Genomic DNA, 13,066 nt, shown 5'->3' on the forward strand with positions numbered 1-13,066 from the left:
TCAGGGCGCCGGCGTGACCGGGGCGCGGAACAGTCCCTCGATGGCGTCGATGAGGCCGGCGGCCGTCGCCGACCAGACCTCGGCGGCGGCCGCCGGATCGGCCGGCAGGATGCGTTCGCGCTGGGCGCACAGGTGCACGAGGAGGGTGTGGGCCATCTCGGCGCGGGCGGTGCGGACGTCGGGCGGCAGATCGGGCAGGCAGCGGTTCAGGCCGGCGTAAACCGTCTGCAGGGCCGGGGCGTCGTGCATCTCGGCGCTGGCCAGTTCGCGCAGCCGCGGCTCGGTCAGGAGTTGGGCGGCGAAGCGGGCGTACCAGGTCGGCGGGTCGAGGGCGGCGAGGTGGCCGGTGAACGGGCGGACGATGCATGTGACCCAGTCGCGCAGGTCGTCGCTGTCCCCGTACCTCCGCAGCAGTTCCTCGCTCAGCCGTTCCGTCGGCCCGGCGTGGCGCCGGATGATGGCCCGGACCAGGTCGGCCTTGGTGCCGAAGTGGTAGCCGACGGCGGTGTTGTTGCCCTGGCCGGCGGCCTCGCTGATCTGCCGGTTGGAGACCGAGTTGACGCCGTGCTCGGCGAAGAGCCGCTCGGCGGTGGCCAGGATTCGGGCGCGGGTGTGCTCGACCTGCTCGGAGCGGGTGGCCCGCCCGAGGCGCTGAGGATCGGTCGTCGTCCGGCTCATGGTGAAGGTCAGAATAGGCCCTCTACGCCTAAGTCAATCACTTGATTTATAAGTGCCCATGCGATTGGCTGATTCGCGGTGATACGTCCGCACTGTGGAAGGACGCTCCATGACCAGCGTTGATGCCCCAGAATTTCCGATGCCGCGAGCCGCCGGATGCCCGTTCGACCCGCCGCCGGGCCTCCGCGAGCTCCAGGAGGAGACCCCGCTCGCCCCGGTGCGGCTTCCCGACGGCAGCACCGCGTGGGTGGTGACGCGGTACGCCGACCAGCGCGCCGTGCTGGCCGACAGCCGGGTCAGCTCCGACGTGACCAAACCGGGCTACCCGTCCGGCACCCCGGGCCGGGTCGTCGGCGCCGGCAACATCGGCTTCATCCTGATGGACGACCCCGAACACGCCCGGCTGCGCAAGATGGTCACCGCCCCGTTCATGATCAAGCGGGTCGAGCAGATGCGTCCGGCCATCCAGCGGATCGTCGACGAACGGATCGACACCCTGCTCGCCGGCCCGAACCCGGCCGACCTGGTCGAGTCGTTCGCGCTGCCCGTGCCCTCGCTGGTGATCTGTGAACTGCTCGGGGTCCCGTACACCGATCACGACTTCTTCCAGCACAGCAGCAAGAACCTGATCAGTCGCTCGGCCAGTCCCGAGGAACGCGGGGCGGCGTTCCAGAAGCTGCACGACTACCTCGACGATCTGCTGATCGAAAAGACCGAACGACCGCAGGACGACCTGCTGTCCACGCTGACCGAGCGGGTGCGCAACGGCGAACTGACCCGAGCCGACGCGGCCGGCATCGGGGTGCTGCTGCTGATCGCCGGGCACGAGACGACCGCCAACATGATCGCCCTGGGCACGATGGCGCTGCTGGAGAACCCCGAGCAACTCGCCCTGATCCGGGACACCGGCGACCCGAAGGTCATCGCCGGCGCGGTCGAGGAACTGCTGCGCTACCTCAACATCACGCACAACGGCCGCCGCCGTGTCGCGCTCGCCGACATCGAGGTGGCCGGCCAGACCATCCGGGCCGGCGAGGGCGTCATCATGGCCAACGACATCGGCAACCGCGACCCGTCGGTCTTCGACCACCCGGACCGCCTGGACGTGACCCGCGACGCCCGCCGGCACGTCGCCTTCGGGTTCGGCGTGCACCAGTGCCTGGGCCAGCCCCTGGCCCGGGTCGAGCTGCAGGTCGTCTACGGCACGCTCTACCGGCGCATCCCGACGCTGGCGCTGGCCGCCGACCGCGACAGCATCCCGTTCAAGCACGATGCCGCGGTCTACGGCGTCCACGAACTGCCGGTCCGGTGGTGACATGGTGTCCCGATGAGCGAGCGCCGCTGGGCCACCGTGCTCGGCTACCTGGCCGCCGTCGCCCCGCCCACCGGCCCGATCGCGGTGGACGGCCCACCGGCGGCGGCCGAACTGCTGGCCCGGCGCCTGCGCCCGCTGGTCGACGCGCCGGTCGAGGTGGGTGCCGTCGGTGCCGGCTTGACCATCTGGGTACGCACGTCCCGCGCCGCCGGGCACCGGCCGGTCGGCGCGGTCGTCGACCTCACCGACTCCGGCTGGCCGGTCCTGCGTCACCTCGACCCGGCGCTCCTGCCCGCCGAACGCTGGTACCGCAGCGAGTCACAGGCGTTCTTCGCCGTGCGGGCGGCGAACTGGGACACCACATTCGGTGACGATCTCCCGGCGTACGCGCGGGCCGTCGCCGCGGCCGGCGTCCCGGCCGGCGGCGTGGCGGTCGACGTGGGCTGCGGCACCGGCCGGGCGCTGCCGCCGTTGCGGGCGGCGGTCGGCCCGGCCGGCACCGTCGTCGGCGTCGACCACACCGCCGAGATGCTGTCCGCCGCCGCCTCCCGGGCCCGGTCCTGCGCCGCCACGCTCCTGCTGGCCGACGCCCGTCAACTGCCGTTGGCCACGGGTACGGCCGACGCCCTGTTCGCCGCCGGCCTGTTGACCCACCTGCCCGACGGCGATGAGGCCCTGACCGAACTGGCCCGGATCACCCGCCCCGGCGGCCGCCTGATCCTCTTCCACCCGACCGGCCGCCAGGCCTTGGCCGCCCGGCACGGCCGCACCCTGGACCCGGACGAGCTGCTCAACCAGCCGGTCCTGACCGCCGCCCTCGCCCGCACCGGCTGGCGACTCGCCGAATACGTTGACGTGCCCGAACGCTTCTGTGCTGTCGGGTTGCGGGCCTAGCATGTGGACATGCGGGGGTTCATTGCGGTATGCGCGGCGTTAACCATGGTGGTAACACTCGGACCGGCCTCGGCCGTGTCCGGTGCGGGCGGTGATCCGGCCCTGACCGCCGCCCTGGACCAGGTCTTCGCCGACGCGCGGCTGGCCGGAGCGGCCACCAGCGTCGACGTACGCGACGCGACGACCGGGGCGGCACTCTACGAGCGGGCCGTCAACGACCGGCTGATCCCCGGCTCCAACCAGAAGGTGCTCACCTCGATCGCCGCGCTCGAGGTGCTCGGCCCGGACCACCGCTTCCGCACCGACGTGCTGACCCGCGGCGGGAACCTCTACCTGCGCGGTGGCGGCGACCCGACGGTGCTGGCGGCCGACCTCGACGCACTCGCCGCCGCGGTGGCGCGTTCCGGCGTCCGGGTGGTCGGCGGTGACCTGGTCGCCGACGACTCCTGGTTCGACGACGTGCCCCTCGGCAGCGACTGGGCCTGGGACGACGAGCCGTACTCGTACGCGGCCCCGGTCTCAGCGCTGAGCCTGGCGCCGGACACCGACTACGACGCCGGCGCGGTCATCGTCGAGAGCCGCCCTGGCCGGCGGGCCGGCGCCCCTGCCGTGGTGACCATGGTGCCGCCGAACCACTACGTCCGGGTGGTCAACCGGGCCGTCACCGGCGCGGCCGGTAGCGCCGCCACGCTCACCGCGGTCCGCCGGCACGGCACGAACACGGTGGTGGTCACCGGTTCGGTCCCGGCCGGCACCGCCGAACCCGGCCAGGACTATCTGTCCGTCGAGGACCCGGCCGTGTACGCCGCCTCGGTCTTCCGGGACGCCCTGGCCCGCCACGGCGTTCGGGTACGCGGCCGGACCGTCACCGGCGTCACGCCCGGCGGGGCCCGGACGGTCGCCACCGACCGGTCGATGACGCTGCGCCAGATGCTCGTCCCGTTCCTCAAGCTCTCCAACAACATGCACGCTGAGGTGCTGGTCAAGACCATGGGCCGGCTGCGCTCGGGGCAGGGCTCGTGGCCGGCCGGTCTGGCGGTGGCCGACGGCGCGGTGGCCGCGCTGGGCGTCCGTACCGACGTGATCCGCTCGGCCGAGGGCTCCGGGCTCAGCCGCCGCGACTGGCTCACCACCCGGCAGCTGAGCACCGCGCTGCTCGCCGCCCGCTCACGCCCGTGGTTCCCCGACTGGTACGCCGCCCTGCCCATCGCCGGCCAGCCCGACCGGCTGGTCGGCGGCACCCTGCGCAGCCGGATGACCGGCACGCCGGCCGCCGGCAACGTACACGCCAAGACCGGCACCCTGACCGGGGTCAACGCGCTGTCCGGCTACGTCACCGACGCCGGCGGCCGCCGCCTGGTCTTCTCCATGATCGTCAACACCGCACTGGTCAGCGCCACACCGGTGCTCGACGCCGCCGCGGTCACCCTGGCCGGCGCCGGCGGTGCCGCTCCCGTGGCGGCCCGGGCCCGGTCGGCGGCCGAGCCCGGCGGCGACCTCGAATGTTCCTGGGTCAAGGCCTGCTGACAGGGCCGGCCGACGCGTGAGGGGAGAAGCCGGGATGACCGGATCGGACGGCCCGAGGGTTCCGGGCGTGGTCACCCCGGACGCGTCCGCCGACGGCCTGGTGCGGCTGGCCGCCGGCGGCGAGTTCGACCGGGACAACAACCACCTGCTGATCGCCGCGGTCGAGGCGGCGATCAGCGACGGCTGCGCCACCGTCACGATCGACCTCGGTGCGGTGACCTTCATCGACGCCAGCACGGTCACCGTCCTGTTGCAGTGCAACGAGATCGCCGCCCGGCACCGGCGCACGATGCGCGTCGTCAACCCGGCCGGGATGCCGGCGCTGGTGCTGGACACCGCCGGCGCCTGGAGCCGGCTGGCCGAGCCGGACGGCTACACCGGGCCCGACCCGGTCGTCGTCTGTGTCCGTCGCGAGGACCTGCTGACCGCCCCGCCCAGGCCCGGGCTCAGGGCTTGAGCACGACCTTGATGCAGCCGTCCTGCTTGTTCTTGAAGATGTCATACGCGTGCGGCGCCTCGTCCAGCGGCAACCGGTGGGTGACCAGGTCGTCCACGCCCAGCGGATCGTCGTCGCCGGTGAGCAGCGGCATGATGTCGTCGACCCAGCGCTTCACGTGGGCCTGGCCCATGCGCATCGTCACGCCCTTGTCGAACAGGTCCATCATCGGGAACGGGTCGGCCTCGCCACCGTAGACACCGATGATCGAGATCGTGCCGGCCCGCCGTACGCTGGCGAAAGCGGTCCGGAGCGCGCCCATCCGGTCCACGCCGAACGTCTCCGTGGCCTTCCGCGCGATCGGGTCGGGCAGCATACCGGCGGCCTTCATCGCCGCCGACTGGAACGGCGTGCCGTGCGCCTCCATGCCGACCGCCTCGACCACGCTGTCCGCGCCGCGCCCGTCGGTGATGTCCAGCACCGCGGCCGGGATGTCGTCGATCGAGTCGAAGTCGAGCACCTCGATGCCGTGCCGCTCGGCCATCGCGATCCGCTCGCGGACGTTGTCGACCGCGATCACCCGCCCCGCGCCGAGGTGACGGGCGATGCGGGCGCACATCTGCCCGATCGGGCCCAGGCCGGTGACCAGCACCGTGTCGCCCGGCTGCACGTCGGCCCACTTCACCGCCTGCCACGAGGTGGTCAGCACGTCGGACAGGAACAGGTAGCGCTCGTCCGGGTGCCCGTCCGGCACCTTGATCGGGCCGAAGTGCGCCTGCGGGACCCGCAGGTACTCGGCCTGGCCGCCGGGCACCTGCCCGTACAACTTGGTGTAGCCGAACAGCGACGCCCCCTTGCCCTGGTCCTTCACCTGGGTGGTCTCGCACTGGGCGAAGAACCCGCGGGAGCACATCCAGCAGTGCCCGCAGGAGATGTTGAACGGGATCACCACCCGGTCGCCCGGTTTGATGTGCGTGACCTCGGCACCGACCTCCTCGACGATGCCCATCGGCTCGTGCCCGAGCACGTCGCCGGAATCCAGATACATACCCAGCACGTCGTAGAGGTGCAGGTCGGAGCCGCAGATCGCGGTGGACGTGACCCGGATGACCGCGTCCGTCGGGTCCTGGATCTTCGGGTCTTCCACATGTTCGACGGCGACTTTGCCGGTTCCTTGCCAGGTGAGTGCTCGCATACGTGTCGTGTGCCCCTGAGCCGGTGCGTTAATCACGTCCCCTGGTGGGGATCCAAGGGGCATGACAACACCTGACACACGAGAGTTCGCGGTGATCACCGGTGCGTCCAGCGGCATCGGGTACGAGCTGGCCAAGCAGTTCGTCGAACACGACTACGACGTGCTGATCGTGGCCGAGGACGCCGGCATCACCGCGACGGCGGCCGAGCTCGGAGCCACCGCGGTCCAGGCCGACCTGGCCACCTACGAGGGCTGCGAGGAGGTCTACCGGGCGGTCAACGCGGCCGGGCGGCGGCTCAGCGCCCTGGCCCTCAACGCCGGCCGCGGGTTCGGCGGCGACTTCGTCCGCGAGACCGACCTGATCGAGGAACTGAACGTCATCGACGTCAACGTCACCGGCACCGTCCACCTGGCCAAGCGGCTGCTGCCGCTGATGCTGGAAGAGGGCGGCCAGGTGCTCTTCACGTCGTCGATCGCGTCGATGATGCCGGGCACCTACCAGGCGGTCTACAACGCGTCCAAGTCGTTCGTGCAGTCCTTCGCCGAGGCGCTGCGCGACGAACTGCGGGACACCGGCGTCTCGGTGACCGCGCTGATGCCCGGGCCCACCGAGACCAACTTCTTCCACCGCGCCGAGATGGACGACACGCCGGTCGGCGCGAGTAAGAAGGACGACCCAGCGGTGGTGGCCAAGCAGGGCTTCGCGGCCATGATGAAGGGCAAGCAGAAGGTCGTCGCCGGCTCGGCCAAGACCAAGATCCAGGGTGCCGCCTCGAAGGTGATGCCGGACAGCGCCAAGGCGGCCATGCACCGCAGGATGGCCGAGCCCGGCGGGGCCACCGACGGTGAGAAATTGCAGCAGTGAGATATCGTCTGCGACCTGATGACGAGACGCATCCGTATCATCGTGGTCGCAGTGCTGATCGCCCTGGCCGGGGCGTGGGTCGGCGCCTTCGCCGGCTCCCGCCTCGCCCTGGAGTTCACGCCTGACCTGCCCTCCGGGGCGGCGGCGGAGGAACTGCGCTTCACCGCCTTCCCGGGCCTGCGGGTGTACGGCGGCGGGAACGCCCCGATCATCGAGCCCTTCGGGGACGGCGAGGGCGTCAAGTACGGCTCGGTCGGCTACTGGGTCAAGCACACCGAGGCGACCAGGAACGTGGCCGCGTACAGCGCCGGGGTGCGGGACCGGCTGGCCGCCGCCGGCTGGGACATCCACGACTACCGAGTGGTGGAACCCGAGCCGCTGGTCGACGCCGGAGCCGAGTACGACGCCCGGTTCTGGGCGACCCGCCCCGGCCTGGTGCTGAGCTTCTCCGACCACTACTGGAGCGGGCGCCAGTCGTACGACTCGAACGGCGCCGCCGGCTTCGAGCTGTGGCGTCAGCCACCGGCCGGGGTCACCGCGGCGACCTGGGGCGGTGCCGCCGCCGGCGCCCTGCTGGTGCTCATCCTGGCCGTCTGGGTCCACCGCAGCGCCCATCCGCCCGCCCGCGGCCTGCTCAAGGTCGGCGCCGTGACGTGCTTCGTCCTGCTGCTGCCGAGCACGCTCCGGCCCGGCGAAGAGACACCGATGGACAGTCCGTGGTGGGGCGGCTTCTACGACCTCGGGCGCGGCCCGGCCGTCCTGGCGGCCATCGTCGCCGGCGTGATGATCCTCTACGCGGTCGCCCGCCGACCGGCCGTCCACACGCTGGCCCGCGGAATCGTCCAGCACCGGCGCATCGCCGGGGCCACCGTGCTGGTCGCACTGCTCGCCGCCGTCCTGCCCTGGGCTCTGAGCGGCACGGCCGCCACCGCCCAGCCCTGCCACCCGACCGGCCCGCCACCGGAGTCACCCGAGGCGCGCGACGGCACCCACGTCAAAATCTTCGTGAGCAACACGTCGACACCGCAGGAACGGGCGCTGGTCGACGCGGCGATCTTCCGCAGCAACGCCGGCAGCCTGGGCGAGCTGATCTGGCAGCCCGACTCGGAGGGCTTCCGGCAGACGTACTGCGGCGGCGGCAAGGTGCCCGCGGCGGCGGTCGCGACCCTGCCGTACTACTTCGACATGGACCTGGCCAACGCGGCCACCTACCCCGCCCTGACCGACGAGCTCCAAGGCCTGGCCGGCGTGGTGGCCGTACGACGCTCCCCGAACTAACCCGCCCGCAGCGCCCGGGCCAGCTCGTCCTTGGTCATCGTGGAACGGCCCGCGATGCCCTTCCTACGCGCGTCGGCGTAGAGCTGGGCCTTCGAGCGCGGCTTGTCCGACGACTTCATCGTGGTGCTCGGCTTGCCCAGGTCCTGCCAGCGCGACTCGGTCAGCTCGACGCCGTACTTCTCGGCGGCCTTCCTGATCCGCCGGAACGCCTCGGCCCGTTCCGCGTCACTGACGTCGCGCACCTGGTCGAACCGGGCGATGGCGTTGCGGACGTGCCGCGCGTCGTTGAGTGGTTCCTTGCGGACGCGGGGGAACGCGAACGTGCTGTCTTGCATGGCGTTGCGCTCCGCGGCGTCCAGTTCGTTGCCCTTGGCCATGTCCGCGATTTACCCACTTCGGCCCGCGTCAGTCCTTGCGCGCGATCAGATACACCCCGAGAAACTGCCGGCGGTCGGCCGGCTCGGGCTGTGTGACCATCCGGGCCACCTCGGCCAGCCCCGCGCCCCGCAGCAGCCCGGCCAGGTGGTCGGGCCACCAGCGGTAGGCCGGCTCGACGGTGTGGTCGAAGACCTGCGTCGGATGGTCCGCGTCGGCGCTGGCCGAGAAGCCGATCAGAAGGTGACCGCCGTTCACCAGCACGCGACCGAACTCGGCCAGGACACCCGGAACCTCCGCCGGGGGAGTGTGGATGATCGACCATCGCGACAGGACGCCGCCCAGCGTGCCGTCGGCGATGTCCAGCGCGGCCATCGAGCCGACCTCGAACCGCAGGCCCGGGTGCGCCGCCCGGGCCAGGTCGATCATGCCCGTGCTGGCGTCGACGCCGATCGCGGCCAGACCGAGGCCGGCGAGGTGGGCCGTGACGTGTCCCGGCCCGCAGCCGAGATCGGCGACCCGCACATTGCCGACGGTCGTGACCAGGTCGGCGAACGCGCTCAGGATCGCGCGGTCGAGCGGACTCTCGTTCAGCGAGTCGCGGAACAACTCGGCGTACGCCTCGGCCACTGCGTCGTAGGCACTCACAGCCGCGACGATATCCAGCCCCGCGGCCATGATCGAGCGTTGCGGCCACGAGACCGGCCCGCTGGGCGACGGCGAGGTGATCGGTGCGGGCCGCGACGCCTGCGTGGTCGGCCCTGGCCCGGCAGCGTGTTCCGGCTGGTCGACGGCAAGGTGAAGCACGGGCCGGCCGCGAACGACCAGCCGTTGCTGCGGACCCGGGTGGAGAACGGTCAGGTCGAGGTCCGCCCGTCCTGACATGTGATACAGCGGTCGTCACCCCATTGCCTCAAGACCGATCTGACCTGTAGGAATTGGGGGTGACCTCCACTCTCACGGCGCCCGCGCCCGCCGACACCGGACAGCGCCCCGGCGCGCTCGCCCCGCGTGGCGGCCGGCGCCGGCGCGTCCTGTTGCGACTGCTGTCGCTGGTCGTCCTCTATGCCCTGTGGGAGATCACCGCGCGGGTGATGCGGAACCCGACGTTCATCCCCTCGCCCGGCGCCGTCTGGCATCAGCTGATCCTGACCTCGACCACGCACGACGGCGTCCGTGGTTACAGCGGCCACCTGCTGATCGAACACCTCGGGGTCAGCCTGCGCCGGATCCTGATCGGGTCGGTCATCGGCGTCGCCGCCGGCCTGCTCGCCGGCGTCGTGATGGGCACGGTGAGCTGGATCCGGGTGGTCGCCGAACCGGTCGTCACCTTCGTCCGGGCACTGCCGCCGCTGGCCTACTTCAGCCTGTTCATCATCTGGTTCGGCATCGACGAGACGCCCAAGCTGTGGTTGCTGGCGATCGCCGCGATGCCGCCGGTGGCGGTGGCCACCGCGTCGGCCGTCTACTCGGCGCCGACCGGGCTGGTCGAGGCGGCCCGGGCGCTCGGTGCCGGCCGCGGGCAGGTGATCCGGGACGTGGTGCTGCCCAACGCCCTGCCCGAGATCATCACCGGCATCCGGCTGGCCGTCGGCATCGCGTACTCCTCGGTCGTAGCGGCCGAGACCATCAATGGCATCCCGGGCATCGGCGGCATGGTCCGCGACGCCCAGCGCTACTCCCAGACCGACGTGGTCGTCCTCGGCCTCTTCGCCATCGGCCTCTCCGGCCTGCTGATCGACGCCCTGCTACGGACGGCCGAGAACCGGCTGATCCCGTGGCGGGGCCGTGCATAGAAACGGGTTCCAAGTGCGCAAAGTCTTCGCGTTCCTCGTCCTCCTGAGCCTCGCCGCCTGCGGCAACGGGGCGGCCGGTGTCGGCCAGTCCTCCGACGCCAAGACCATCCGGATCGCCTACCAGGCGTTCCCCAGCGGCGACCTGGTCGTCAAGAACCAGGGGCTGCTCGAGAAGGCGCTGCCCGACTACAAGATCACCTGGACCAAGTTCGACTCCGGAGCCAGCATCAACACCGCGTTCGTGGCCAAGAGCGTGGACATCGCCGCCATCGGGTCCAGCCCGGTCGCCCGCGGCCTGTCGGCCCCGCTGAACATCCCCTACCAGGTCGGGTTCGTGCTCGACGTGGCCGGCGACAACGAGGCGCTGGTCGCCCGCAACGGCACCGGCGTCACCGACGTGGCCGGGCTCAAGGGCAAGAAGGTGGCCACGCCGTTCGCCTCCACCTCGCACTACAGCCTGCTCGCGGCCCTGGACCAGGCCGGCGTCAAGGAGTCCGAGCTGACCATCGTCGACCTCGAACCGCAGGACATCCTGGCCGCCTGGACCCGGGGCGACATCGACGCCGCGTACTCCTGGCTGCCGTCGCTGGACGAGCTCAAGAAGAGCGGCAAGGTGCTGATCAGCAGCCGCCAGCTCGCCACCGCGGGCAAGCCGACGCTCGACCTGGGCGTCGTCTCGACGGCGTTCACCCAGGCCCACCCGGACGCGGTCGACGCGTGGCGCAAGGCCGAGGCGCAGGCCCTGAACCTCATCGCCAGTGACCCGGCGGCCGCGTCGAAGTCGATCGGGGCCGAGCTCAACCTCAGCCCCGAGGAGACGCAGAAGCAACTCGGCCAGGGCGTGTACCTCAAGCCGGCCGACCTGGCCACGGACGAGTGGCTGGGCACCGACGGCAAGGTCGGCAAGATCGCCGAGAACCTGGTCAGCGCGGCGCAGTTCCTCAAGGACCAGCAGAAGATCGACGCGGTGCCCACCCTGGACACCGTACGGAAGTCGGTCTACGTCAAGGGGTTGCCCGATGTCCTCGGCTGACGCGGTCGCCCTCACCGGCGTCGAACACTCCTACGGGGACGTGACCGCGGTCGGGCCGGTCGACCTGACCGTGCCCGAGGGCGAGTTCCTGGTGCTGGTCGGGGCGTCCGGATGCGGCAAGAGCACGCTGCTGCGCCTGATCGCCGGCTTCGAACAACCCACGAGGGGTACGGTGCGGGCCGCCGGGAAGCCGCCGGTGCCCGGGCGCGGGGCCGGGATCGTGTTCCAGCAGCCGCGGCTGTTCCCGTGGAAGACGGTCGGTGGCAACGTCGCCCTCGCGTTGAAGTACGCCGGGCAGGACGTGTCCCGGGTCGGGGACCTGCTCGAACGCGTCGGCCTGCATGACGTCGCGCATCGGCGTACCTGGCAGATCTCCGGGGGTCAGCAACAACGCGTGGCCATCGCCCGGGCCATCGCCGTGGACAACCCGCTGCTGCTGCTCGACGAACCGTTCGCCGCGCTCGACGCCCTGACCCGGGAACGGCTCCAGGAAGACCTGCGCAACGTCAGCGCGGCCACCGGGCGTACGTCGGTCTTCGTCACCCACAGCGTCGACGAGGCCGTCTTCCTCGGCAGCCGCGTCGTCGTGCTCAGCGCCCGCCCCGGCCGCGTCGTCCTCGACCTGCCCATCGACCTGCCGCGCAGCGGTGTCGCCCCCGACGAGCTGCGCGGCCGGCCCGAGTACGCCGCCCTGCGCTCCGAGATCGGCCACGCCGTGCGGGCCGCCGCCAACCTGGAAGGGACCTCCGTATGACCGACCTCGAACTCGAACCCCTGGGCCCGGCCTTCGGCTCCATCGTGCACGGCCTCGACCTGCTCACCGCGTCCGACGACGAGGTCGTGAGCCTGCGCGCGGCCCTGGTCGACCGCAAGGTGCTCTTCCTGCGCGACCAGAAACTCGACGACGACGCCCAGGTCGACCTGGGCCGGCGGATCGGCGAGCTGACCGCGTCACACCCGGTGGTCGGCGGCGTCGACGCGGCCCACCCCGAGGTGTACGCCCTGGACAGCACCGACAACGGCTTCGCCGACGTGTGGCACACCGACGTCACGTTCATGAAGCGGCCGCCGCTCGGCTCGATCCTGCGGTCGGTCGTGCTGCCGCCCAGCGGAGGCGACACCAACTGGGCCGACTCGCAGCTGGCCTACGACTCGCTCGCGGCCCCCGTCCAGCGGCTCGCCGACCAGCTGACCGCGGTGCACGACGGCGCCCGCGAGTTCGGCTACTACCTGGCCCAGCGCCGGGGCGGCCAGGGCAACGAGTGGGACGGCGAGGTGGTCACCCGGCTCGACCCGGTCGAGCACCCGGTCGTGCGGGTCCACCCGGAGACCGGCCGCAAGGGCATCTTCGTCAACCCGGGCTTCACCTCGCACATCGTCGGCGTGTCGGACTTCGAGAGCCGAGCCATCCTCGACCTGCTGTACGCCCACCTGACCAAGCCCGAGCACATCGTCCGGCACCGCTGGAAGCTCGGCGATGTGGCCCTCTGGGACAACCGCAGCACCGCCCACTACGCCAACCGCGACTACGGCACCGACCGCCGGGTCATGCACCGCATCACGCTGCGCGGCGACATCCCGGCCGGTCCGCCGAACTGAGGCGCCCCCGAGCCGGTGTCACGCCTCGCACGGTCAGCACGGGGTAAGCCTATCTTTCAGGTAGGGATAGTGGAT

Annotated in this window: 14 protein-coding genes; 10 read left to right on the forward strand and 4 right to left on the reverse strand. The window is 71.5% G+C overall.

Annotated elements, in window-relative coordinates; all coding sequences use genetic code 11:
* On the reverse strand, positions 1 to 678 hold the full coding sequence (locus tag ACGFIO_RS04190; RefSeq protein ID WP_392821753.1) for a TetR/AcrR family transcriptional regulator: 678 nt from the start codon (positions 676 to 678) through the stop codon (positions 1 to 3).
* A 109-nt stretch (positions 679 to 787) separates the two neighbouring features.
* Here ACGFIO_RS04190 and ACGFIO_RS04195 point away from each other — a divergent pair, with 109 nt between their 5' ends.
* The 4 genes from ACGFIO_RS04195 to ACGFIO_RS04210 are packed head-to-tail and all read left to right on the forward strand — an operon-like array spanning position 788 to position 4,871.
* Positions 788 to 1,993, forward strand: coding sequence for a cytochrome P450 (locus ACGFIO_RS04195; RefSeq protein WP_392821756.1), 1,206 nt, complete (start codon positions 788 to 790; stop codon positions 1,991 to 1,993).
* A gap of 12 nt (positions 1,994 to 2,005) precedes the next feature.
* The gene (locus ACGFIO_RS04200; protein ID WP_392821758.1) at positions 2,006 to 2,887 is read left to right on the forward strand and encodes a class I SAM-dependent methyltransferase; all 882 of its coding nucleotides are present in this window, start codon (positions 2,006 to 2,008) and stop codon (positions 2,885 to 2,887) included.
* 9 nt (positions 2,888 to 2,896) lie between these two features.
* Complete coding sequence (gene dacB, locus ACGFIO_RS04205; RefSeq protein WP_392821760.1) at positions 2,897 to 4,414, forward strand: D-alanyl-D-alanine carboxypeptidase/D-alanyl-D-alanine-endopeptidase; 1,518 nt, start codon at positions 2,897 to 2,899, stop codon at positions 4,412 to 4,414.
* 34 nt (positions 4,415 to 4,448) lie between these two features.
* Entirely contained in the window at positions 4,449 to 4,871 is a 423-nt protein-coding gene (locus ACGFIO_RS04210; protein ID WP_392821762.1) for an STAS domain-containing protein, read from the forward strand.
* On the opposite strand, the gene ACGFIO_RS04215 is transcribed toward ACGFIO_RS04210, so the two are convergent.
* Positions 4,861 to 6,045: a zinc-dependent alcohol dehydrogenase gene (locus ACGFIO_RS04215; RefSeq protein ID WP_392821765.1), complete on the reverse strand. Its 1,185-nt coding sequence runs from the start codon at positions 6,043 to 6,045 to the stop codon at positions 4,861 to 4,863. The genes ACGFIO_RS04210 and ACGFIO_RS04215 overlap by 11 nt on opposite strands.
* A gap of 61 nt (positions 6,046 to 6,106) precedes the next feature.
* Here ACGFIO_RS04215 and ACGFIO_RS04220 point away from each other — a divergent pair, with 61 nt between their 5' ends.
* Positions 6,107 to 6,910, forward strand: a complete 804-nt coding sequence (locus ACGFIO_RS04220) for an SDR family NAD(P)-dependent oxidoreductase (RefSeq protein ID WP_392821768.1) — start codon at positions 6,107 to 6,109, stop codon at positions 6,908 to 6,910.
* A gap of 18 nt (positions 6,911 to 6,928) precedes the next feature.
* Positions 6,929 to 8,188, forward strand: coding sequence for a hypothetical protein (locus tag ACGFIO_RS04225; protein ID WP_392821771.1), 1,260 nt, complete (start codon positions 6,929 to 6,931; stop codon positions 8,186 to 8,188).
* Here ACGFIO_RS04225 and ACGFIO_RS04230 read toward each other — a convergent pair.
* Entirely contained in the window at positions 8,185 to 8,565 is a 381-nt protein-coding gene (locus tag ACGFIO_RS04230) for a DUF6582 domain-containing protein (protein WP_392821773.1), read from the reverse strand. The genes ACGFIO_RS04225 and ACGFIO_RS04230 overlap by 4 nt on opposite strands.
* Before the next feature lie 28 nt (positions 8,566 to 8,593).
* Positions 8,594 to 9,211, reverse strand: a complete 618-nt coding sequence (locus ACGFIO_RS04235; RefSeq protein ID WP_392821776.1) for a class I SAM-dependent methyltransferase — start codon at positions 9,209 to 9,211, stop codon at positions 8,594 to 8,596.
* A 296-nt stretch (positions 9,212 to 9,507) separates the two neighbouring features.
* On the opposite strand from ACGFIO_RS04235, the gene ACGFIO_RS04240 reads away from it, so the two are divergent.
* From ACGFIO_RS04240 to ACGFIO_RS04255, 4 genes are read left to right on the forward strand one after another with little or no spacing between them, the layout of a single operon-like run.
* Positions 9,508 to 10,359: an ABC transporter permease gene (locus ACGFIO_RS04240; RefSeq protein WP_392821779.1), complete on the forward strand. Its 852-nt coding sequence runs from the start codon at positions 9,508 to 9,510 to the stop codon at positions 10,357 to 10,359.
* Between the two features lie 13 nt (positions 10,360 to 10,372).
* On the forward strand, positions 10,373 to 11,392 hold the full coding sequence (locus ACGFIO_RS04245; RefSeq protein WP_392821781.1) for an ABC transporter substrate-binding protein: 1,020 nt from the start codon (positions 10,373 to 10,375) through the stop codon (positions 11,390 to 11,392).
* Entirely contained in the window at positions 11,379 to 12,146 is a 768-nt protein-coding gene (locus tag ACGFIO_RS04250) for an ABC transporter ATP-binding protein (RefSeq protein ID WP_392821783.1), read from the forward strand. Before ACGFIO_RS04245 ends, ACGFIO_RS04250 begins: the two co-directional genes overlap by 14 nt.
* Positions 12,143 to 12,991: a TauD/TfdA dioxygenase family protein gene (locus ACGFIO_RS04255; RefSeq protein ID WP_392821786.1), complete on the forward strand. Its 849-nt coding sequence runs from the start codon at positions 12,143 to 12,145 to the stop codon at positions 12,989 to 12,991. The genes ACGFIO_RS04250 and ACGFIO_RS04255 overlap by 4 nt, the downstream gene beginning before the upstream one ends.
* Positions 12,992 to 13,066 lie beyond the last annotated feature (75 nt).

This window comes from Actinoplanes sp. NPDC049265, assembly GCF_043197135.1.
Lineage (GTDB): Bacteria > Actinomycetota > Actinomycetes > Mycobacteriales > Micromonosporaceae > Actinoplanes.

Coding starts and splice junctions, on each gene's coding strand:
- ACGFIO_RS04215 (WP_392821765.1), bottom strand. CDS start 6,045: ATGCGAGCACTCACCTGGCAAGGAACCGGCAAAGTCGCCGTCGAACAT.
- ACGFIO_RS04230 (WP_392821773.1), bottom strand. CDS start 8,565: ATGGCCAAGGGCAACGAACTGGACGCCGCGGAGCGCAACGCCATGCAA.
- ACGFIO_RS04190 (WP_392821753.1), bottom strand. CDS start 678: ATGAGCCGGACGACGACCGATCCTCAGCGCCTCGGGCGGGCCACCCGC.
- ACGFIO_RS04200 (WP_392821758.1), top strand. CDS start 2,006: ATGAGCGAGCGCCGCTGGGCCACCGTGCTCGGCTACCTGGCCGCCGTC.
- ACGFIO_RS04195 (WP_392821756.1), top strand. CDS start 788: ATGACCAGCGTTGATGCCCCAGAATTTCCGATGCCGCGAGCCGCCGGA.
- ACGFIO_RS04220 (WP_392821768.1), top strand. CDS start 6,107: ATGACAACACCTGACACACGAGAGTTCGCGGTGATCACCGGTGCGTCC.
- ACGFIO_RS04255 (WP_392821786.1), top strand. CDS start 12,143: ATGACCGACCTCGAACTCGAACCCCTGGGCCCGGCCTTCGGCTCCATC.
- ACGFIO_RS04250 (WP_392821783.1), top strand. CDS start 11,379: ATGTCCTCGGCTGACGCGGTCGCCCTCACCGGCGTCGAACACTCCTAC.
- dacB (WP_392821760.1), top strand. CDS start 2,897: ATGCGGGGGTTCATTGCGGTATGCGCGGCGTTAACCATGGTGGTAACA.
- ACGFIO_RS04225 (WP_392821771.1), top strand. CDS start 6,929: ATGACGAGACGCATCCGTATCATCGTGGTCGCAGTGCTGATCGCCCTG.
- ACGFIO_RS04210 (WP_392821762.1), top strand. CDS start 4,449: ATGACCGGATCGGACGGCCCGAGGGTTCCGGGCGTGGTCACCCCGGAC.